The sequence below is a fragment of the Shewanella metallivivens genome (assembly GCF_028750675.1).
In the GTDB taxonomy this organism is placed as follows: Bacteria; Pseudomonadota; Gammaproteobacteria; order Enterobacterales; family Shewanellaceae; genus Shewanella; species Shewanella metallivivens.
In genome coordinates this window covers 14,332-34,551 of the sequence record NZ_JAQQPZ010000004.1, presented here as the reverse complement: position 1 = coordinate 34,551, position 20,220 = coordinate 14,332, and the positions used below count along the sequence as shown (strand labels likewise).

The 20,220-nt window shown below is 44.1% G+C and carries 21 protein-coding genes; 12 read left to right on the top strand and 9 right to left on the bottom strand.

The genetic code is table 11. From position 1 onward, the window contains the following. Positions 1-100 precede the first annotated feature (100 nt). The 3 genes from PQR79_RS07140 to PQR79_RS07130 all read right to left on the bottom strand — a co-directional run bounded on the left by PQR79_RS07140 (position 101) and on the right by PQR79_RS07130 (position 2,742). Positions 101-487: a VOC family protein gene (locus tag PQR79_RS07140; protein ID WP_238106820.1), complete on the bottom strand. Its 387-nt coding sequence runs from the start codon at positions 485-487 to the stop codon at positions 101-103. 101 nt (positions 488-588) lie between these two features. Further along, on the bottom strand, positions 589-1,377 hold the full coding sequence (gene blaDIM, locus PQR79_RS07135) for a DIM/SIM/IMP family subclass B1 metallo-beta-lactamase (RefSeq protein WP_274408430.1): 789 nt from the start codon (positions 1,375-1,377) through the stop codon (positions 589-591). A 54-nt stretch (positions 1,378-1,431) separates the two neighbouring features. Continuing rightward, entirely contained in the window at positions 1,432-2,742 is a 1,311-nt protein-coding gene (locus tag PQR79_RS07130) for an ABC1 kinase family protein (protein WP_238106822.1), read from the bottom strand. 233 nt (positions 2,743-2,975) lie between these two features. Between PQR79_RS07130 and PQR79_RS20270 the strand changes: the two genes are divergently transcribed. Further along, positions 2,976-4,550 carry a tetratricopeptide repeat-containing sulfotransferase family protein gene (locus PQR79_RS20270; RefSeq protein ID WP_238106823.1) on the top strand — a complete coding sequence of 525 codons (1,575 nt, stop codon included), beginning with the start codon at positions 2,976-2,978 and terminating at the stop codon, positions 4,548-4,550. Positions 4,551-4,619: 69 nt separating this feature from the next. Here PQR79_RS20270 and PQR79_RS07120 read toward each other — a convergent pair whose 3' ends face one another. The 3 genes from PQR79_RS07120 to PQR79_RS07110 form a co-directional block, all read right to left on the bottom strand. Next, complete coding sequence (locus PQR79_RS07120) at positions 4,620-5,765, bottom strand: aspartyl/asparaginyl beta-hydroxylase domain-containing protein (RefSeq protein WP_238106824.1); 1,146 nt, start codon at positions 5,763-5,765, stop codon at positions 4,620-4,622. An 18-nt stretch (positions 5,766-5,783) separates the two neighbouring features. After that, a complete protein-coding gene (locus PQR79_RS07115; protein ID WP_238106825.1) occupies positions 5,784-6,776 on the bottom strand; it encodes a sulfotransferase family protein in 993 nt (330 codons plus the stop codon). A 61-nt stretch (positions 6,777-6,837) separates the two neighbouring features. Beyond that, positions 6,838-7,380, bottom strand: coding sequence for an isochorismatase family protein (locus PQR79_RS07110; protein WP_238106826.1), 543 nt, complete (start codon positions 7,378-7,380; stop codon positions 6,838-6,840). Positions 7,381-7,512: 132 nt separating this feature from the next. Here PQR79_RS07110 and PQR79_RS07105 point away from each other — a divergent pair, with 132 nt between their 5' ends. Both PQR79_RS07105 and PQR79_RS07100 read left to right on the top strand, forming a co-directional pair. After that, positions 7,513-8,550 (top strand): T6SS phospholipase effector Tle1-like catalytic domain-containing protein, encoded by a 1,038-nt coding sequence (locus PQR79_RS07105; RefSeq protein WP_238106827.1) that lies wholly within the window; start codon positions 7,513-7,515, stop codon positions 8,548-8,550. Between the two features lie 106 nt (positions 8,551-8,656). Continuing rightward, entirely contained in the window at positions 8,657-9,460 is an 804-nt protein-coding gene (locus tag PQR79_RS07100; RefSeq protein WP_274408440.1) for a cobalamin-binding protein, read from the top strand. A 48-nt stretch (positions 9,461-9,508) separates the two neighbouring features. Here the strand turns inward: PQR79_RS07100 and PQR79_RS07095 are convergent, their stop codons facing one another. Next, entirely contained in the window at positions 9,509-9,721 is a 213-nt protein-coding gene (locus PQR79_RS07095) for a hypothetical protein (RefSeq protein WP_274408429.1), read from the bottom strand. 212 nt (positions 9,722-9,933) lie between these two features. On the opposite strand from PQR79_RS07095, the gene PQR79_RS07090 reads away from it, so the two are divergent. From PQR79_RS07090 to PQR79_RS07055, 8 genes are all read left to right on the top strand, one after another. After that, positions 9,934-11,193: an efflux RND transporter periplasmic adaptor subunit gene (locus PQR79_RS07090; RefSeq protein WP_238106830.1), complete on the top strand. Its 1,260-nt coding sequence runs from the start codon at positions 9,934-9,936 to the stop codon at positions 11,191-11,193. Positions 11,194-11,234: 41 nt separating this feature from the next. Further along, complete coding sequence (locus tag PQR79_RS07085) at positions 11,235-11,456, top strand: hypothetical protein (RefSeq protein WP_238106831.1); 222 nt, start codon at positions 11,235-11,237, stop codon at positions 11,454-11,456. Between the two features lie 122 nt (positions 11,457-11,578). Further along, positions 11,579-12,277, top strand: a complete 699-nt coding sequence (locus PQR79_RS07080; RefSeq protein ID WP_238107202.1) for an ABC transporter ATP-binding protein — start codon at positions 11,579-11,581, stop codon at positions 12,275-12,277. A gap of 10 nt (positions 12,278-12,287) precedes the next feature. Continuing rightward, positions 12,288-13,601, top strand: a complete 1,314-nt coding sequence (locus PQR79_RS07075) for an ABC transporter permease (protein WP_238106832.1) — start codon at positions 12,288-12,290, stop codon at positions 13,599-13,601. 29 nt (positions 13,602-13,630) lie between these two features. Further along, a complete protein-coding gene (locus PQR79_RS07070; RefSeq protein WP_238106833.1) occupies positions 13,631-14,839 on the top strand; it encodes an FtsX-like permease family protein in 1,209 nt (402 codons plus the stop codon). 152 nt (positions 14,840-14,991) lie between these two features. Beyond that, a complete protein-coding gene (locus PQR79_RS07065; RefSeq protein ID WP_238106834.1) occupies positions 14,992-16,401 on the top strand; it encodes a sigma-54-dependent transcriptional regulator in 1,410 nt (469 codons plus the stop codon). Then, entirely contained in the window at positions 16,401-17,744 is a 1,344-nt protein-coding gene (locus PQR79_RS07060) for a sensor histidine kinase (RefSeq protein ID WP_238107203.1), read from the top strand. The genes PQR79_RS07065 and PQR79_RS07060 overlap by 1 nt, the downstream gene beginning before the upstream one ends. A gap of 221 nt (positions 17,745-17,965) precedes the next feature. Beyond that, entirely contained in the window at positions 17,966-18,349 is a 384-nt protein-coding gene (locus PQR79_RS07055) for an MAPEG family protein (RefSeq protein WP_238106835.1), read from the top strand. Positions 18,350-18,455: 106 nt separating this feature from the next. Here the strand turns inward: PQR79_RS07055 and PQR79_RS07050 are convergent, their stop codons facing one another. Next, positions 18,456-18,722: a hypothetical protein gene (locus tag PQR79_RS07050; RefSeq protein WP_238106836.1), complete on the bottom strand. Its 267-nt coding sequence runs from the start codon at positions 18,720-18,722 to the stop codon at positions 18,456-18,458. 108 nt (positions 18,723-18,830) lie between these two features. On the opposite strand from PQR79_RS07050, the gene PQR79_RS07045 reads away from it, so the two are divergent. Beyond that, on the top strand, positions 18,831-19,493 hold the full coding sequence (locus PQR79_RS07045; RefSeq protein WP_238106837.1) for a uracil-DNA glycosylase family protein: 663 nt from the start codon (positions 18,831-18,833) through the stop codon (positions 19,491-19,493). Between the two features lies 1 nt (position 19,494). Here the strand turns inward: PQR79_RS07045 and PQR79_RS07040 are convergent, their stop codons facing one another. Then, positions 19,495-19,998: a YcxB family protein gene (locus PQR79_RS07040; RefSeq protein WP_238106838.1), complete on the bottom strand. Its 504-nt coding sequence runs from the start codon at positions 19,996-19,998 to the stop codon at positions 19,495-19,497. Between the last annotated feature and the right edge of the window lie 222 nt (positions 19,999-20,220).

The following is a 20,220-nucleotide window of genomic DNA, read 5'->3' as shown; positions in this document are numbered from 1 at the left end:
ATTCGCCTCGATTAAAACGTTTTTAACTTGAGAAAAATTAAACCAGCAAAGATCAGCAGGCCCTAGCACCGCACCTAATTAGGTGATTACTGAGTGCTTATTAGTCTTTTGCTACTCGGTGCAGGGCACAAAGCTTGTTACCATCAAGATCGCGTAAATAGGCAAGATAAAGATCAAATGCTGGGCCTGAGCGCACACCTGGCGCATCTTCACTGGCGGTGCCGCCATTAGCAACCCCCGCAGCATGCCACGCGTCGGCTAGTTCAGGTGTTTGTGCTGCAAAACCGATAGTGGTGCCATTACCGTGACTAGCTGGCTCGCCATTAATCGGTTTAGTTAATGCAAAAATACCGCTTGGTGTCATATAAAAACAACGGCCTTTAGCATCAATATGGCCGGGTGCAATGCCTAATGCACCTAAAGTGGCATCATAGAATTTTTTTGACGCTTCAATATCGTTAACGCCGATCATAACGTGACTAAACATGGTGACTCTCCTTGTGTAAGTTCAATTGAACTATAAGTTAACTAACTGTTTTTTTGTATGGTTTTACAGTGATGCATTATTAAATCAGTGCTGACGTGAGACTACTGTGTGAGCAGGTCAATGGTATGGCTTAGCAGTGACCTATCACCTATTTTGCCATGCCCCGGTACCACTATTGTAGCCTTAGTAAATTGTGCTTGTACTTTTGCAACGGTAAGCGGCCATTGTTGCAGGTTTGCTTCGCCGGTATAGCCGAGAGTGCGTGAACGTAATGATTTAATTAAACAGCCACCAAATAAAATCTGTTGTGTTGGCAGCCACACCACTAGGTTGTCGACCGTGTGGCCAGCGCCAAGGTCAAACACTTCAATGAGTTGTGGTTGCAATATGTGTTGATTACCTGCAAATGTATGTGTGGCTGTTGCGAGTTGGTTGGCTGTTAATATGTGCTGAGTTTTATCTGACACCCAGGTGGCGATGCCTTGGCTGTTAAGATAACCAATACCGCCGGCGCGATCTTGGTGAGAATGAGTTGAGATACTGGCTGTCACGGTTAAACCTTGCTGGGTAATCCAATCAACAAGCTTAGCGGTATCGTTATCTGTCCAGGGGGTATCAATAATAAACGCCTGCTTATTTTGCACCACCACTAGGCCGTTCGATTCAACTAATCCAAAACCTTTTACTGCCTGATATGACCGATGTAAATACACATCTGGCGCAACAGGCGATAGGGTGAGTTCGGCGGTTTGCTGCTGTGGTTTTTGGGCTGCATCGCTTTTGCTTTGAGCGGTTAGTTGTTCGGTTTCATGGGCAAAGGAAGGTGCACTTATCATGAGCATCGCTACACTAATGAGAGAGTAAAACCGCCAAAAATGATTTAATATCATAATGATGCCTTGTTTAAGTAAATGTGCAATTTAACAGGCATCATTACTGTGTTTTTAACCTCGATACTTAGAAAATAGCTCGCCAACGTTCACTTTAGCCTTGAGTTTAGCCGCCAGTAAATACATACCTGCTAATTTACGATGAATAAAAATAGCATCGGTTGGCGGTGTATGCCATTCATTTTGTTGGGTACTCATGGCTTTACCAGCCTCTGTGATGCGTTTGGCTAGGGTGCTTTGGCCAAAATCATATTCGCCATCAAAATATATTGGTTCACAAGCTTGATAAAAAATATCAATGATTAATTGCTTGTGCGCAGGATCTATCGCATCTTGAAAAAAGCCAATTTGTTGTGCGCCAATGGCCATTTGCACTTTATCGTGCTTGAGTGCACCGGTCATCAGCAGTTGGTAACCTTGTGCTAATTTATCGCTAATACTGCGCGTGGCACCAAAGTCGAGTAGGACAATTTTTTGGCTGTCAGCCTGATACTGAAAATTGGCAAAATTTGGATCCGATTGCAGCAACTTAAACTCAAATAACTCCTTAAAACACAACTCCATTAAGCGACTGGCAACGAGGTTGCGCACCTCTTGCGAGGCCTGGGCGACTGATTCAATGGGCGTGCCTTCAACAAATTGCATGGTTAAGATGCTGTTATTGCTCAGCGCTGAGTACACTTTAGGCACAATAAAATGCGGGTCATCACCAAGTTGCTGCTGATAAAGTGCGATTTGCTCGGCTTCAAAGTGATAGTCGGCCTCATTATGTAATTGCGCTTTGGCTTCGGCGAGTAAGGTATCAAGCTTAACGTTTGCGGGGATAAGCCTCGATACTTTTAATAAGGTGGCAACGTTATCAATGTCGCTGTCGATGCTGTCTCGTACGCCGGGATATTGAATTTTGACCGCTAACTTTTCACCTGTATCGAGGTAGGCAACATGCACCTGACCAATAGAGGCTGCGGCAAAAGGGCGCAATTCAAATTGGGCGAAAGGCGCTAACCAATCTCGGCCCCATTGTTGTACAAGTAATGTGGTTAATTGCTTGTGCGGCATGACTTTAGCATCCGAGCGCAACTTAGCGAGTACTTCTGCTAATTCTGGCGCGACGAGATCACCGGCATCCATTGACAACATTTGGCCGACTTTCATGGCCGCACCGCGCAATTGCGATAACTTTTCGGCCACATGACCAATGTTCGATGGCGTCATCACCAATTGTTGTAACTTAGGTGACTGCCCTTTACTTAGTTGCTTTGCCCCTTCAAATAATACGTTACCCGCCAAACGCGATGCGAGGCCACCCATTTTTGATAAACGGGACAGACGGCCACTGGGGACTTTTACTTCATTATTTTTCATGGCAACTCACTATGCTTTGGGGCGAATATTAAAGACATGTATTTAACTTGAGCTCGATAAGGGGTGAGCTTAGGTTATTTACAATATCATTGGAGCATTCAATGCTCTATCTCTAATGCAATACGAAGTTGCGGGCTATTTCGTTCAGTATTGGGTTCAGTCGCCAGTGTCAGTTGTGATAACCTCAGGATAATCAATTTAGAGTGATAAAATAATAATTAAAGGATCATGATGTGAGTGTTATTGAACAGTATTTATCTCAGGCTGAGTCTCTTTTCCAATCTAAAAATTACTCATCGGCCAGAATGTATGCTCGCAAAGTGGTTAAACGTGACCCCAACAATGTTTCGGCATTAACCATGTTGGGATTGATTTATTTACAGCAACAACAGTTGCAAGACGCTGAATCACATTTAAAAGCCGCACAAGTATTGTCGCCTACCTCCGTTAATGTGCTGGCAGGTTTAGTGAGTATTAGTGAAATAAAAGAAGATCATTTTGCGGCTTTGCATTTGTTGCAGCAACTGTGTGAACTTGAACCCGCTTCGCACCCGTATCGTTATAAGCTGGGGTTAGTTGCCACTAAAGTGGGTAACATGGCGCTGGCTGAGCAATGTTTTGACTGGTGTGTGAGCAATAATATGCCAGAACCTGCCGTAATGCTTAATTTAGGTCACATTCATAAAGCTAAAAGCAACACTGATGTTGCTGCCGACTTTTACAAAAAATACATTAGCTTAAGCGGTAATCAATATGGTGTAGGTTATTGGAGCTTGGCCGATTTAAAGCGCTATCAATTTAGCGCTGATGATATTAGCGAGCTTGAACGCTGCGCAGGTGATACTCAGTTAAGTACCAGCAATCATAGCTTGATCCAATTTGCGTTATGTAAGGCTTATGAGCAACACCAACAAGTTGATAAAGCGTGTCAGGCAATGTTAAAAGCCAATGAGTTAATGGCTACTCAACGACCCTTTAAGCAGGCACTGTTTTCAAATTTAGTGTTTTCATTGTTAAAACACCAGCCGTCAGCTCAGATTGATCGACAGGCCGTACATAACCAAACACCGATTTTTATTGTAGGTATGCCGCGCTCTGGCACCACTTTGGTGGAGCAAATTTTAGCGTGCCATACTAAGGTTGGGGCTACGGATGAGCTGCAATTTATGGAGCGTTTTGCGCTGCAACTGGAAATGTCGGGCGGCTATCAAGCGCGGTTAAATAACTTAACCGCCACCGAGATTAACGCCTTTAAAGTAAAGTACTTGGCAGAAGTGAATCACTATTTTGACGATGCACCTGTGTATGTGATTGATAAAAACCCGAATAACTTTCTGCATATTGGCTTGATTAAAAGCCTGTTTCCTCAAGCCAAAATTATCAACGTGGTGCGTAATACGGTCGATAACGGCTTAAGTGTGTTTAAACAATATTTTAGTCATGGTCATGACTATTCTTACTCACTCGATGGTATTAATACTTATTGGAGCCACTATTTGGACATCATGGCACATTGGGACACGTTATATCCCAATGAAATCCTGCATGTGTGTTTTGAGCAGTTGGTTAATCAGCCACAGGCGCAAATTCAGCGAATGTTAGATTATTGCGGCTTAGAGACCCAGGCGCAGTGTTTTACGTTTTATGAGTCAAAGCGTGCGGTATTAACACCAAGTGCCAGCCAAGTGAGGCAGCCGATGAACCCTAAGGCCATTGGTCAAAGTGATAAATACCGCGACTATCTGCCAGCCGAAATTGCCAAGCTAGATGCGATAGCTCAAAAAGCGGCGCAGCAGTTTTTTGGTTAACGACGATGTGACTTTATTCGCCAATACATAAAGCAATACCTAAACGTTAAGGATTTTTTAAGGGTTGTATTAACTCATTTTACCGTGGCAGGCTTTATAGCGCTTACCGCTGCCACAAGGGCAAGGGCTATTACGTGTTGGTGGCGCTGCAACTTCTTGCTGAGATGCCGCTGTCGCTGAAGGTTTTGCTGCGCTAGATTGAGGTGTCGATCTAGGCTTAGCTTGAGCGGCTTGATGAGTCGGACTTTGACGAGTTTGGCTTAGCTCAATATTCATACACGCCACAATCACTAATTGCTCAAATGCTTTAACCGCAGAGCCTGAATGGGCTAATTGCAGTGACGGCACTTGTTGCATGGCTTTTTTCATGGTGTGCTCACGCAAGGCATGATACTGCGGCCAACCTTGTTGCTGGCATTCAAACTGCAACCATAGCATGCGCCAATCGGCCACAAACTCGGCAATTAATAGGTTAAATGCATCAATTTCGGCCGCTGGATTTTGTGGATTATGCTTTACTTCTGCAAGCAGCTCGTTGGTTAAGTATTCCACTTCTGCCACCGGCATAATAATAGGCGCATTATATTGCTCGGTGATGATGTCAGTCTGTGCCTCTGGCTGATAATCGATACTGCTACAAGCTAATGACGGGGTTTGCGGGGCAACAATTGCTCGCGAGTGTTGAAATACTGTTCGCCAAAATGCACTTGAACCAGCCAGGTCTATCACTAAATGAACCCGATATTGATCGCTGTTATTCTCAACTTTATGGTATTTCCATGAGTCGAAAATCCAACATTCTCCAGCTCCCATATGCACTTGCTTATCATGACAGTAAAACTGAACCTGTTCGGTGGTGGTGATCGGAATATGCACTCGAACCCGTTTATACCAATGGTAATTAATGTCTGAATGCAACGGCACTTGTGCGCCCGGCGCTAAACGCATTAAGCGTGAACGACTCAATACCTCACCAAAAGAGGCCAATATTTGCTTAATGTAAGGGCTTTGTTCAAGGGCCGCAGTTGGCTTCATTGGCCCTTTAAAATCGTTATTAAACTCGCCATTGACCGATATTAATGGAATGGCTGAATTGCCTTGAAACCCTTCGTGGTGAGTCACCCAATCGTCTTCGGTAAATTGGCTAATTTCTTCAATGAGTTTAGGCACATCAAAGCGGTAAGGGAGTTGATAAAATTCATGAGGTAACTTCATTATATGACTCTCTTTAAATTAACGTAATGCGCCATGGCATTGTTTAAAGCGTTTACCTGAGCCGCATGGGCATGGGCTATTACGTGGCACTGCTGCAAAGTCGGCCTTAGGCTGTAGTGGCGGTGCCACATCATATACTTGCCATTGTGCTTCAAAAACAGGCTGGCCGTGTGCGCTCAAATGCTGATTAATATGACCAAGGGTATTGGCAATATTGGACCACACTTTTTCAATGTCGTGATAATTGTCTAGCCACTTATCGGCTTTAGGCGTGGTAATGGTATAGCGCGAATGCGGTAAAGGTTGGCTACATAGGGCGGCTAAATCGGGGTCAAATTCAATGCCAGTGAACTCACACAATGCGCTCACAGTTTGCTCAGGTTGAGACACTAATTGGTCATACGACAACATGCACCAACGATCGGCTGGTAACTTTTGCAATTGACTCATAATGGCATCGTTAGCCGCTTGCCATTGAAACGCCGCGATATTGTGCAGCGGTTGCTTGTTTAATTGTTGCCAGTTTGGAGGTAATAACAGTGACCAGTGACGTTTATCCCAACCAGGAAGGTTAGGGTAGGTGACAAATTTATTGGAACGCCAGGCTTGCATAATACTGCTGATATTTTCTTTGGGATCGCGCACTAGGTATATAAACAACGCATCTGGAAATAGCGCATTAAAAAAATCAACACGTAAGCTGTTTTTAGGTGTTTTCTCAAGCAGTCTAACCGATGATGTTTTAGGCTTTTGGCCTTTGCTGTCTCGCAGTTCATCACTAAAACGTTGTTGTAATTGGCGACGTAACTCATCGTCAATATCGTCAGCACTTAAGGCATTGGAGCTAAACTGACGATAGGCAATATTGAGCTTAGGAATGGTTTCAATCAATGCATGGCTTTCGCCGCCAATAGTATGCAGCGATTGGCTTTTTGACAGCACTTCAAACAGTAGGGTACTGCCAGAACGTGGCGCGGATAAAATAATAATGGGCCGATCAAATGAATGCATACCAGTATGATGTTATTGTTATATTTGTGCTTAACATCATACTCATACTGGCATCATATGGCTACTTTATCAGCTTGAGTAATGCCTTAAAGCGCTCGCCTTGGGCAACATGCTGTAACTCAAACAATAACGACTCAACGTTAGTGAGTTTAGCGCCATCGTTTAGCATCATTTGTACTCCAAGAGTTTTATTTTCTAATTCTCTTGATGACACAGCATCGTTAACCACATGCACTTGAAAGTCGTTGGCCTGTAAGTCTTGGCAGGTTTGGTAAACACACACGTGGGTTTCAATCCCGGCCAAAATAACGTGGTGACGGTTTAATGCATTGAGCTGTTGCTTTACCTCATCACAATGCCAACCGCTGAAATGTTGTTTTGCGATGGGGTGAGTGGTTTTTGAGAGTATATGTGCTAACTCGTCACTGGTATGGCCCAGTTTGTCTGGCAGTTGCTCTAACCAAATAATAGGAATATCAAAAAGTTGTGCCCCTTGAATGAGTACGGCCAGTTTTTGGTGTAATAGGGTCGATTGTTGCATCACTTGTGCAAGCTTGCCTTGTACGTCAACAATCATTAGTACACTTTGCGCTGCAGTGATCATTTCGCGGTTCCTTTTGCTGAGGGTTAATTGACGAGTATTGGTTATTTTTTGTCGGGTTCAAATTGGCTTTTAGTCTATAGTGATGACAGGATGACTATGATTGGACGACTTAGGCAGGGAGCTGGGAAAGTAATGAAAAAACGAATTGTCATTTGTGCCGACGGAACTTGGAATCGGCCAGAAAAAGATCTTGAAAAAGATCACGCAACCAATGTGCTCAAACTCGCCAGAGCGATTAAACCGCTCGGTGATGACGGCGTACCGCAACAGGTATTTTATGATTGGGGCATTGGCTCATACCATGATGCATTCATTGGCGGCGCAACCGGACGCGGTTTACATAAAAACATCATGGATGCTTATCGCTATATTGTGCAAAACTACTCCCTAGGCGATGAGATTTATTTATTTGGTTTTAGTCGTGGTGCTTATACCGTGCGTTGTTTATGCGGCCTTATTAACAACTGCGGTATTGTGACCCGGCCCGATGCTAAATTGATTCAACAAGCATTTGACCACTATAAAATGAAGACCAAACCATTTGCGCCAGACGGTGATCGTTCGGTTGAATTTAGGCAACAGCATTCTCATCCATCGCGCGAAGTGGCGTTTGTCGGCGTGTGGGACACCGTAGGCGCAATGGGGATCCCAGTGTCATTTTTAGGGCTATTTGAAGATAAAGATGAGTTTTACGACACCAAATTGGGGCGCAATGTTAACGTAGCTCGCCATGCTTTAGCACTGGATGAGCATCGAAGTGACTTTGAACCCACTATTTGGCAACCACGCAGCGGCATTGATATTCAACAAGTGTGGTTTGCGGGCGCTCACAGTAATATTGGTGGTAGCTGTGCGCCTAATCGCGATGGTAGTACCTTGTCGGACATTGCCTTACAGTGGATGCTAAACCAAGCTAAATTGTTTAAATTAACGGTTGAACTGCATTTGTCTGATACTTTATTACCTAATCCCATGGCCGATATTCACGATTCTTATCGTAGTTTTTACCGGGTTAAAAAACGTTTTCTACGTCAATTAGATCCAGAGCTAGTACCGATTGTTTTACATAAATCGGTTAAAACACGTTGGTTGAATGACAATAATTATCGACCTAAAAATTTAGTTAATTATATTGATCACTATGGTTGGCCTGACAAACTGGTAGAGTAGACGTTGTGACACAAGGCGCTGAAAAGAATACATGATTAAGGAATACATTTTGCTACGTACATTGTTATTGCCCATTACGCTTGTTGTGCTGTTGCCAGTCTCGTTTATTTTAGGTGCTGCCGAATCGACCCATTTACCAAAGCCACAGCAGCTAGCTAAACGGGTTATTGCATTATCACCCCATGCTGTTGAGATGTTGTTCGCCATTGGTGCAGGTGACACAATCGTTGCCACTACAGACCATGCCGATTACCCAGCCACAGCTAAAAACATTCCCAGTATTGGTGGCTATTATGGCATTCAAGTTGAGCGAGTGATTGAGCTAAACCCTGATTTAATCGTGGTATGGCAAAGCGGCAATAAAATGGAAGACATCAAGCAACTGCAAGATTTAGGCTTTAAGCTTGTTAATAGCGACCCGAAAACCTTAGCCGATATTGCAACCAATCTTGAGCAACTGGGTCAGCTTACAGGGCATTCAATTAAGGCCAAGCAAGTGGCAGATGACTATCGTCAGCAATTGGCTGAGATAAAGAGTAACAATCAAAATAAACCCGCGGTAAAAGTCTTTTATCAATTGTGGTCAACCCCACTCATGACGGTGGCTAAAGGCAGCTGGATCCAAAACTTGATAGAAGTGTGTCACGGTGAAAATGTGTTTTATGACGCCGCCAGCGAATACCCACAAATTAGCATCGAAAATGTGCTATTAACCGGTGCTGAGGTGATTTTACAAAGCCAGGATGAAGGCAACGTATTAGGCATTAACTGGGCCGATTGGCCAGAGCTCCCCGCAGTAAAAAATCAGCATATTTATCAGTTCGATGCAGACTTACTCCACCGCGCAACCCCAAGATCCATACTAGGTGTTAATGCGGTTTGCGGGGCATTAGATAAAGTAAGAGGGTAGATGATTAAACTGGTGAGTTTAGGCACGGTTTCTTATGGCCTGCGGCCACTAACGTCGTGGTGCTTCGCCGACACCAGAATGTTCAAACTTCGTTTGAAATAAGATCGCAAGGTTCCACCCTGCACGGGTTAAATACTGCGTCATTCCGGCAATGCTTTTGAGCCGGAATCCAGGTGTTTGCTTTTGTTGTTTGATCGTTTTGTACTCATGGCCTGCGGCCACGACGTTAGTGGCCGCAGGCCATAAAGTACATAAGTACATAAGTACAAAACCAAGTGTCCGCTCGGACACTTTCTCAATAACCGGACAGTTTTTACACCTGTCCGCGGACACTTTTAAACTGTTCAAACACCCTTTTAAATTATTATCTTCATGAAAAACAACAATAAATAACAACTGGCATGGCTTGTGCTTTATCTTGGGTATAAACGTGAAGTGGTACGTGCTGCTAACGTATTACCTAAGGATTTGACATGATTAAAGACACAAGTAGCCAAGATACCGTGATTGCGCCAACGTTAGGCCGTAAATTGCGCTTGCCCTTGATGATAGGTTGCGGTGCCATATTAATGAGTGCATTGGTGTGGGCGAGTTTGAGCCATGACAGTCACCAGCGTTCGGTTGATGGTGCCGATTTACGCTTGGCAACCTTAACCCGTGGCACCTTGGTGCGTGATATTGCCACCACAGGTAAAATTGTTGCAGCTAATGCGCCCATTTTATACAGCACTGAAGAAGGCGTAGTAACCCTATTAAGCCAGCCTGGCGATGAAGTTGAGCTTGGGCAGGTGGTGGCCAAAATTGAAAGCCCGCGCCTACAAAGCGAGTTGCAACAACAGCAATCATTACTTGAAGGAATGCAAGGCAGCCTTGAGCGGGCTAAGTTAGATGCGCGCCGTGAGCAATTGCGTGTTAGTCAGATTTTAGATATGGCCAAAGTGGATTTAGCAGCGGCAGATCGTGAAAGCCGTCGTGGCGATCAATTGATTGAGTCGAGCTTGATCAGCAAAATCGATTTTGAAAAAAGCAAAGATGACTTACACAAAGCCAAACTATTACATAAACACGCCCAGCAAGAAGTCGAGTTAATGCGCGACACCCTCAGTTTTGAAATTAAAAACCGTACCCTTGAGGTTCAGCGTCAGGCCTTAGTGGTGCAAGAACTCACCCGCCAAGCCAATGCACTTAATATTGTCGCCCCAGTGAGTGGCATTATTGGTAACTGGCTGGTGGAACAAAAAGCCCGCATTGCTGCCAGCCAACCCATATTAACTGTGGTCGACTTAACCGCTTTTGAAGCAGAACTTGCTGTACCTGAGTCTTATGCCGATGAACTGGGCCTAGGTATGGATGTCGAGCTCAGTTTTGGGAGCGAAAATGTGGTTGGCCAATTGTCGTCAATTTCACCTGAAGTGCGTAATCGTGAAGTGACCGCCAGAGTGCGTTTTGCTAACAGTGACCGCTTATCGTTACGTCAAAATCAGCGCTTGTCTGCCCGAGTGTTACTGGAAAACAGGCCCAATGTATTAATGGTTAAACGGGGTGATTTTCTTAATATGGGGGGCGATGTGGCATACCAAGTTAATGACACCATTGCGCATAAAAAAACCGTTAAATTGGGCGCACGCAGTATGAGCCAAGTTGAAGTGATTGAGGGCGGTGAAGTAGGCGATGTGTGGGTGATATCTGGCACCGAAACCTTTAAAAATGAGCCCACAATTCAAATCCGATAAACATGTTAATGAAAAGACACTCAACTGAGTAAGGACATTCAATGACTTTGATTCAACGTAGACAGCTTATCGCACTAGCCGCGTTATTTATTTTGGCGATGGCTGTAAGTTATCGTATTGATAATCATACAGATTGGTTATCGGTAAGTTTGCAGCTAATTGATATGAGCAGCCAAGTATCGACTCGGCTAAGTGATGTTACCCCAGCCGTGAGTTTGCATATAGGTATCAGCGACATGCTTAACATTAAGCTGTTGCTTTAGTTAACGGTAGCGACATTAATCGTATAAAAAAGTCATTATCAACGCCGTATTTAGATTAGCAAAGCCCCATTATTAGCGTTAAGCGCAGGGATGTGGCAACAGAATTAACCAAGGAAACCATTATGTTATCCATGAAAAATATCAACAAAGTGTTCAAAACTGACTTAGTTGAAACCCATGCACTACGCGATTTTAGCCTTGAAGTGAATGAAGGCGAGTTTGTTGCAGTTACCGGGCCTTCTGGCTCAGGTAAAACCACCTTTTTAAATATTGCAGGTCTGCTCGAAGGCTTTAGCTCGGGCGAATACAGCCTTGATGGCGTGAATGTGTCTAATTTAAGTGATAACCACAGCGCAAAAGTACGTAATGAAAAAATTGGATTTATCTTTCAGGGGTTTAATTTAATTCCTGATCTTAACTTAGCCGAAAACGTTGAAGTGCCGCTGCGTTATCGCGGTATGAATGCCAGTGAGCGTAAGCGCCGAGTCGAGTCAGCGCTAGAGCAAGTGGGTTTAGGCGCGCGAATGAAGCATTTACCGACGCAATTGTCTGGCGGACAGCAGCAACGTGTTGCCATTGCGCGGGCGTTAGCTGGCGAACCACGCTTTTTACTCGCCGATGAACCTACCGGAAACCTAGACAGCTTAATGGCGCGCCAGGTGATGGAGCTTTTAGAGAATATTAATCAGCAAGGCACCACCATTATTATGGTGACCCACGACCCAGAATTGGCTCGCCGTGCTCAGCGTAATATTCAAATTGTTGATGGCCAGGTGTGTGACTTTTCGATGTACCAACCTGCTGCAACCGGCACTCGCTAAGGGGAACATCATGTTTTTTTATTATTGTGATTTAGCCTGGCGAAGTATTCGCAAAACACCAATGTTATCAATGCTAATGGTGTTAGCGATTTCGATAGGTATTGGTATTACCATCACCACGTTAAATGTGTATAAAACCATGTCTTATAACCCTGCGGGTGAGCGCAGTGAGGTGATTAACTCGGTGCAGCTTTGGAGCCAAGGCTTAGATACCTGGGATGATTTTATTTCAAACATTACTTATATCGACGCAATGAATTTGCGTAATAACCAGCAACTAAGCCTAAAAGCTGCGACCTTTCGGACCGGCTTGGCGTTACAATCTGACAACCCCAAAATTGAACCTGTTTTACAAAGTGTAAGGGTGACAGACCGTGATTTTTTTAGGATTTTTTCGGTGCCCTTTTTATACGGCAGCTATTGGGACGCCAGTGTTGATTTACGCCCAGCGTATCAAGTGGTCATTAGCCAAAAGCTAAACTTACGCTTTTTTGAAGGTAAAAACAGTGTGGGTAAAACGGTATTTTTGGACCGTAAGCCGTATCAAATTGTGGGGGTGATTGACCACTGGAATCCCCAACCAAAATATTACGATCCGCTTAATGGTGCCTTTAACGACGCCGAAGAAATCTTTATTCCGTTTTCGTTGACCGCTCAAGAAGAGTTTGATGTGTGGGGTAATACCAGTGGTTGGAAATTCGAGCCCATGATCACTTACAGCGACCGCTTAGCGTCTGAAAAAGTGTGGATTCAGTTTTGGACAGAGCTTAACAGCGAAGATGAAAAGCAACATTACCAAAGCTGGCTGACCCGCTATGTTGAGCAGCAACGCGCCATTGGTCGCTTTACCGATACCGCTAAATCGGCAGCAGAAGCGGTGCAAATTAGTGATATCGATAAATGGCTTGAAGATAACAATGTGGTGCCACAAGACAACAAAATACTCGTTGGCCTCAGCTTGCTGTTTTTAAGTGTGTGTTTGGTGAATATTCTTGGGTTATTGCTGACTAAATTTTTAAAACGCGCCCCAGAGGTTGGTGTTCGACGTGCCATTGGAGCCAGCCGTGGGCAGATATTTAGTCAGTATATGGTTGAGGTTGGCATGATAGGGTTTATTGGTGGGCTGGTAGGCTTGTTATGGGCTTGGGGGTCGTTAACCGCGCTACACAGTTATTTTTCAATGGATCAAAGCGTTACTGGGCTTGATGCCAGTATGTGGGTTATTACACCGTTAATTGCCATTTCGACAGCCGTACTCGCGGGCATTTATCCGGCATGGGTTGTGTGCCGCACTAAACCTAGCGTGTATTTAAAAGCGCAATAACGCCAGTGTAGGTTAAAAAGGACATCGCCATGTTACATATTAAACCGATTTTATCCAGTTTGATGCGCAGTAAAAGTTCACCCATTTTATTGTTATTACAGATTATTTTGTCTGTTGCTATTGTTGCTAATGCCAGTTTTATCATTTATGAACGCTTATCGTTAATGCAGCGTGAATCGGGCTATGCCGAAGCGCAAATACTCACCTTTAGCGTGTACAACTTTGACCCCGCGATCGATAACATCAAACAAAATGAAGTCGATCAACTTATTTTACGTGCCTTACCCAATGTGATTGATGCCAGCTCCAGTAATATGCTGCCATTAAGTGATAGTGGCTGGATGGACCGTTACGTTGACGGCCCTAACGAAGATACCGCTAAAAGTACCCCAGGTTTTGCTTTTTATTTGGGTAACGATCATTTACTCAATGTGATGGGGGCTAAGTTAGTTGCAGGACGTAATTTTAATCCAGACGAAATCAATACCAATATCGACGACTCTGGTATGTTGGCGTTAGTGTCACAACCTTTAGCCAAAGCCTTTTGGGGAGATGAGTCACCACTGGGTAAAACCATGTACCAGGGGACGCAAACTGTCACCATTATTGGTGTGGTTGATAAGCTACAAGGGGCATGGGTCGACCATGAAAACTTTGAATACAGTGTGATCCAAAATGTTGATTTTGGCGGTAACAGTAGTAATAAAATGTATATGGTGCGGGCATTACCGGAGCATATCCCTGCATTAGAAGAGGCAATTCGTAGCGCGTTACACGCCGAAAACCAAAACCGTGTACTGGATAACTTTCAAACCGTGGCAGAGCTTAAAAACCGCAGTTACAGCAATCATAGGTTAATGGCGACAGTATTAAGTATGATGGTCGTGTTGCTGTTACTGATCACCGCATTAGGATTAACCGGTATGGTGATGTTTAACATTCAACGCCGCACCAAACAAATTGGCACTCGTAGAGCACTTGGGGCTCGTAAGCGCGATATTATTCAATACTTTATGGTTGAAAATTACTTAATTTGTATTGTGGGCGGCGTGATTGGTGGCGTATTAGCTTTAGTGCTTGGGCAGCAACTGATGTCTTTATATAGTTTACCTATGGTGCCAGTGATTTATCCTATTATGTCTGTTATTGGTTTACTGGTTGTGACAACCCTAGCGGTAATCGTGCCAGCGACCAAAGCGGCCAATATTTCACCCGCTATGGCCACGCGTAGTGTGTAGGTGGCGCATCATTACAGACTTTGTGTTAGGCACTAGCTTGTGTTTTATGTGAGACAATCATTGCTTATGTATTGAATGTTGCCTTAGTCTTGTAGACGTGGCTAATACATACGGATATTTGGATATAACTCAATGAGAACAACATCATCGTAATGGATACTATTTTAATTGTTGATGACAATCACGCCATTTGCCAAGCACTTGCGTTAATGATTGAGTTGCATGATTACCATGCCATTTTTTGTCATTCACCTGATGCAGCTATTGATATTGTGACCCACAAAGAGATCAGCTTGGTGATCCAAGACATGAACTTTAGCCGCGACACGACCTCGGGCGAAGAGGGTAAACAGCTGTTTTATGCATTGCGCCAGTTACAGCCCAATTTACCGATTATTTTAATGACGGCTTGGACACAATTAGAAACCGCAGTCGAGTTAGTTAAAGCGGGGGCCGCTGATTACATGGGTAAACCATGGGACGATGCTAAGTTGTTAAACAGTATTAGCAATTTATTGTCTATTTACCGTTTGTCTCAGCAAAATAGCCAATTAAACCGTATTCACAGTGACCGTATGTCGGCCATTAATGGCGCTGATTTATGCGGTTTGGTGTTTGCCAGTGGTGCCATGCAACGTTGTGTTGATTTAGCGCTGCAAGTTGCCCGTTCTGACGTGTCGGTGATGATCACCGGCCCCAATGGTGCAGGCAAAGACAAAATAGCCGATATTTTACAGGCTAACTCGCCGCTTAAAGATAAGCCCTTTATTAAGGTCAACATTGGTGCGCTACCAATGGATTTATTAGAAGCCGAACTGTTTGGGGCAGAAGCGGGCGCGTTTACAGGGGCCAATAAAACCCGCGTGGGCCGTTTTGAAGCCGCCGATGGGGGAACCTTATTTTTAGATGAAATTGGTAATTTGCCATTGTCTGGCCAAGTAAAGTTATTGCGCGTACTGCAAACGGGAGAGTTTGAGCGCCTTGGTAGCCACCAAACCCGTAAAGTCACAGTGCGAGTCATTAGCGCCACCAATGCTGATTTAGCCGACGACATTGCCCATGGGCGCTTTCGTGAAGATTTGTTTTATCGTTTAAATGTGATTGAGCTGAGTGTGCCGCCACTTAAACAACGCCAAGATGATATTTTACCCCTGGTAAAACATTTTATGGGTGAGCAGTTTATTGTTGATAAAGCGACCCAGCAGGCGTTAATTAATCATTGTTGGTCTGGTAACGTACGCGAGCTTGAAAATGCCTGTAAAAGGGCGTCGTTATTAGCTAAGTCAGCGCAATTAACCGTGGACGATTTTGGTTTAAACACTCACTTAGTTGGGCAAATGACTGCACTTGCAAGCCATGAGCCGAGCCCATTTTTTGCACCTTTATCGGCTAAGTCGCAAGATAATGCCCCCTTGATTAATGAGCCCGATAAACAGCAAATAGAAGCCGCATTAACTGAGCATAATGGTGTGATTGCCAGAGTAGCCAAATCCCTGGGCTTAAGCCGCCAAGCCTTATATCGCCGTATGGAAAAATACGGGATCCGAGAAACAAAATCATGATGTTGTCGCTGCAAAGCAAGCTGGTCATTGCCAATATGCTTAGCTGTTTGTTAGGTGTACTGTGTGGCGCGTTAGTGTGGTTTATTTTAGGTGATGCTGCCTTGTGGTTGGCGCTGATTGTAATGCTAGTGGTGTGTTATGTTGGCAGCAGGTGGCTTATCACACGACTCAATGAAAGCCTGCAAGCGCTTGAAATCGGTCTGCTTAACTTTAAAGACAACGATTTTAGTGTGTCATTGCATCCCTACGGCGAGCCACAACTCGATAGACTCGTGAGTTTATACAATCAAGCCTCGGCAAAATTGCGTAGCGAGCGCCAGTTTATTTATCAGCGTGAATTAATGCTCGATAAGGTCATTCAGAACTCGCCTAATGTAATGTTATTAATCGATGACGCGCAGCGGGTTGTGTATGCCAATGGTGCTGCTAGGCATTTGTTCAATCACGGTGTCAAAATAGAAGGCATGTTAATGCCAGATCTTGCTGCGTTGCTGCCCGATGCGTTAAAAGCAGCATTGCACAGTGAGCAAGAAGGGCTGTTTTCGATGGCAAGCAGCGATAGTGCGGGTGATGACAGTGGTAATCTTGCCGATAGTGGCGATGTTGAGACCTGGCATATTTCTCGTGGCCGCTTTACTCAAAATAATCAGCAACACCATTTGATTTTGCTTAAACAACTCACCAAAGAGCTTAATCGCCAAGAGGTGGCAGTGTGGAAAAAGGTGATTAGGATTATTAGCCATGAGCTGAATAATTCGGTGGCTCCCATTGCTTCTATGGTTAATTCTGGCAAGTTTTTAACCCAGCATTTAGATAACAACAAGCTGCAATTAATTTTTGATACCATTGAAAATCGCACCACACACTTAAGCCAATTTATTTCGCATTATGCGCAGTTTGCAAAGTTGCCACAGCCACAAAAAGCCTTGATTGATTGGGCTAACATGACCCAGCAATTGGCTCAGCAATATCCATTTAAGCTGTTATCCCCTTTACCGGTTAAGCCGATAAAACTCGATGCCGTGCAATTAGAGCAGGTTTTTATCAATCTGCTTAAAAATGCCCACGAGTCTGGAACGCCAGCAGACACTGTGTCGGTAATGTTTGAAGAAGTGACCCATCCTGTTAACGGATTGGTCGTTAAAGTAGAAGATCAGGGCTGCGGAATGTCAACCGAGGTATTGTCGCAAGCATTATTACCTTTTTATTCCACTAAACAGTCGGGTACCGGTATTGGTTTACCATTGTGCCGTGAGATTATTGAAGCCCACGGTGGCCGAATTAGTATGCAAAACCGCCCCGAGGGGGGCTTAAGCGTCAAAGTATGGTTACCTGCTCAATAATGCTCATTTTTATTGTTTAGCTCCTTCGGTGGCAACCCGTTTAACCGGTATCTATTCACCATCAGTGTCACCTAACTGTTCACCGTCTGGTACTGAATATCATTAATTTTTAACGTGTAGTTTACGATAATTACTTTATGCTAGAAGCACGCATACTCATTACTGAAGATGATTATTTGTCTGTATGACCTCATTAAAAAAATAACTAGGGAAGGGATACCATGCAAACCATATTGATTTGTTTATTGATAGCCATGTTACTGCCATATATCGCTAAAGTGCCTGTGGCCATGGCAATGACAAAATTGGGCCGTTATGACAATAACCATCCACGTGCGCAGCAAGCGCAATTAACCGGTTTTGGAGCGCGAGCATTGGCAGGGCACCAAAATGCATTTGAGTCGCTCATTGTATTTGGCATTGCGGTATTAACGGCTTTGCTCACCAACAACGTAACCGATGTGGTGGCATTATTAGCCATTGTCCATGTGGTTGCCAGAGTGGTGTACCATGTGTTGTATTTATTAGATTACAGCACAATGCGGTCGTTATCTTGGTTTGTGGCGATAGGCGCGTCGATAGCGATATTTTGCCAAGCTTTTTAAAGCTTTATACCTTGTCATCGCTATAAAAAACGCCTTGTAATTGCCATAAAAAACGCCTTGTCGGCGTTTTTTATGGCTGTGAGTTGATGCGAGTTATTATTAGGGGCTATTGAAGTTCGTCTAGGCTGGCAATGCGCTCGTAGCCCATTTCGGTGAGTTGGTCATTAACGCAATCTAATAAAAATACACCAACTTCATTTTCGGGTAATTGGTCTTCAATGGCTATTTGCTGGCAAGCTTCTTTTAATGATAAAACATCTTTAAGTGGTGCGCTGGGTAATGCGCTAGCGGTAAAGCTGACAGCGACGCAGCTAGCAAATAATGCAGCGAGGGTAGAGCGAGTAATCGTTGTGCGGGTAATAAAAGATGGCATAGTTGTTCCTTCTTGGGAGAACTTTGTTATTTTGACAAATATTACTTCAGCTTAGTTCCTTTGGATATAGCGATTTGTCCGGTTATTTATTTAAATTGAGCAACATCGATGTCAGATATGGAATCTTTACTTATTCAAGTTAATCAATGCCAAATTTGTGCCCCCTTTTTAGCGCAGGGAGCTCGTCCTGTGGTGCAACTCGACCCTCAAGCAAAAATATTGATTATTGGCCAGGCGCCAGGGCGTAAAGTGCATGAAACGGGTATTCCTTTCAATGATGCCAGTGGCGACAGGTTACGTGAGTGGTTAGGCGTAAGCCGTGAGGTATTTTACGATGCTAAGCAGGTCGCCATTATGCCTATGGGCTTTTGTTACCCAGGGAGTTATACCGCGACTACCGCTAAAAAAGGTCAATCGGGTGACTTACCTCCTAGACCAGAGTGCGCCCCTAAGTGGCACGCGTTATTATTGGCTCACTTAACTCAGGTTAAATTAGTGTTGTTGGTTGGCCAATATGCACAGCAGTATTATTTACGTGAGCATCGCTTAACGATTAATGCATTAGCCCATAGCGAGTTAGATGATGACGATATCGCTAACAAGCCCAAAACGCTCACCGAAACGGTAAAACAGTGGCGCAGCTTTGGGCCTTTATTTGTACCATTACCGCACCCGAGCCCTCGCAATAATATCTGGTTGAGCCGCAATCCTTGGTTTGAACAGGATTTGCTCAGCCATATTCAGCAACGCGTTAGCGAGGCATTAGCGTAAACTACGATTGTTTGCTGGCAATAAACTCAATACTTGCTGCATCTAGGCAGCGTTTAGATAAGTAGGTGGTGCTTTTTTGCAGGGCGATTAAAAAGCCTGCTTCAGTTTGGGTGACACGATAAACATCTGTCCATGCAATCTGTTGATTAACATGGGTTGATTGACTGTGAATACCCGCATCATTAATCTCTAAGGTCACCTTGTCGCCAGCTGCTTTGCTCATCATTTGACGCCATAACCACCAGGTTCTTTTAAAGCGAATGCTTAACCATTCCACCACACCGAGACCAATAAAAAAATAGCCTAAATAGTAGGTTTCTTTATTGCTGATAGGTAATTGACTGAGGTTGTCGAGCAGTAAAATACCTAAGCCGATTACCACAAAGATGACCGTTTTAAGGTATTGCTTGGGATGCGTTTGGGGACTAACAGACTGATCAAAGCATTCTTCAAAGTAGGTTTTATCTAGCACATATTCTGTTGTGTAATGAAACGCTTGTGACATGATGATTTACTATTGGTAATAGAATGAATGTCATTATCGCATAGCCATTGGTTTGCTCAAAGTAAAGTGCAAACTAATGGCTAGGGCCTGTTGACCTTTGCTGGTTGAATTTTGTTCGAGTTAAAAACGTTTTAATCTAGGCGAATGGATTGATGCCTAGTCATCTAAGCAAAATCCTTTCAACAAAGAGTAAAACGTTTTTAGCCGAACCCTTCGGGCAGC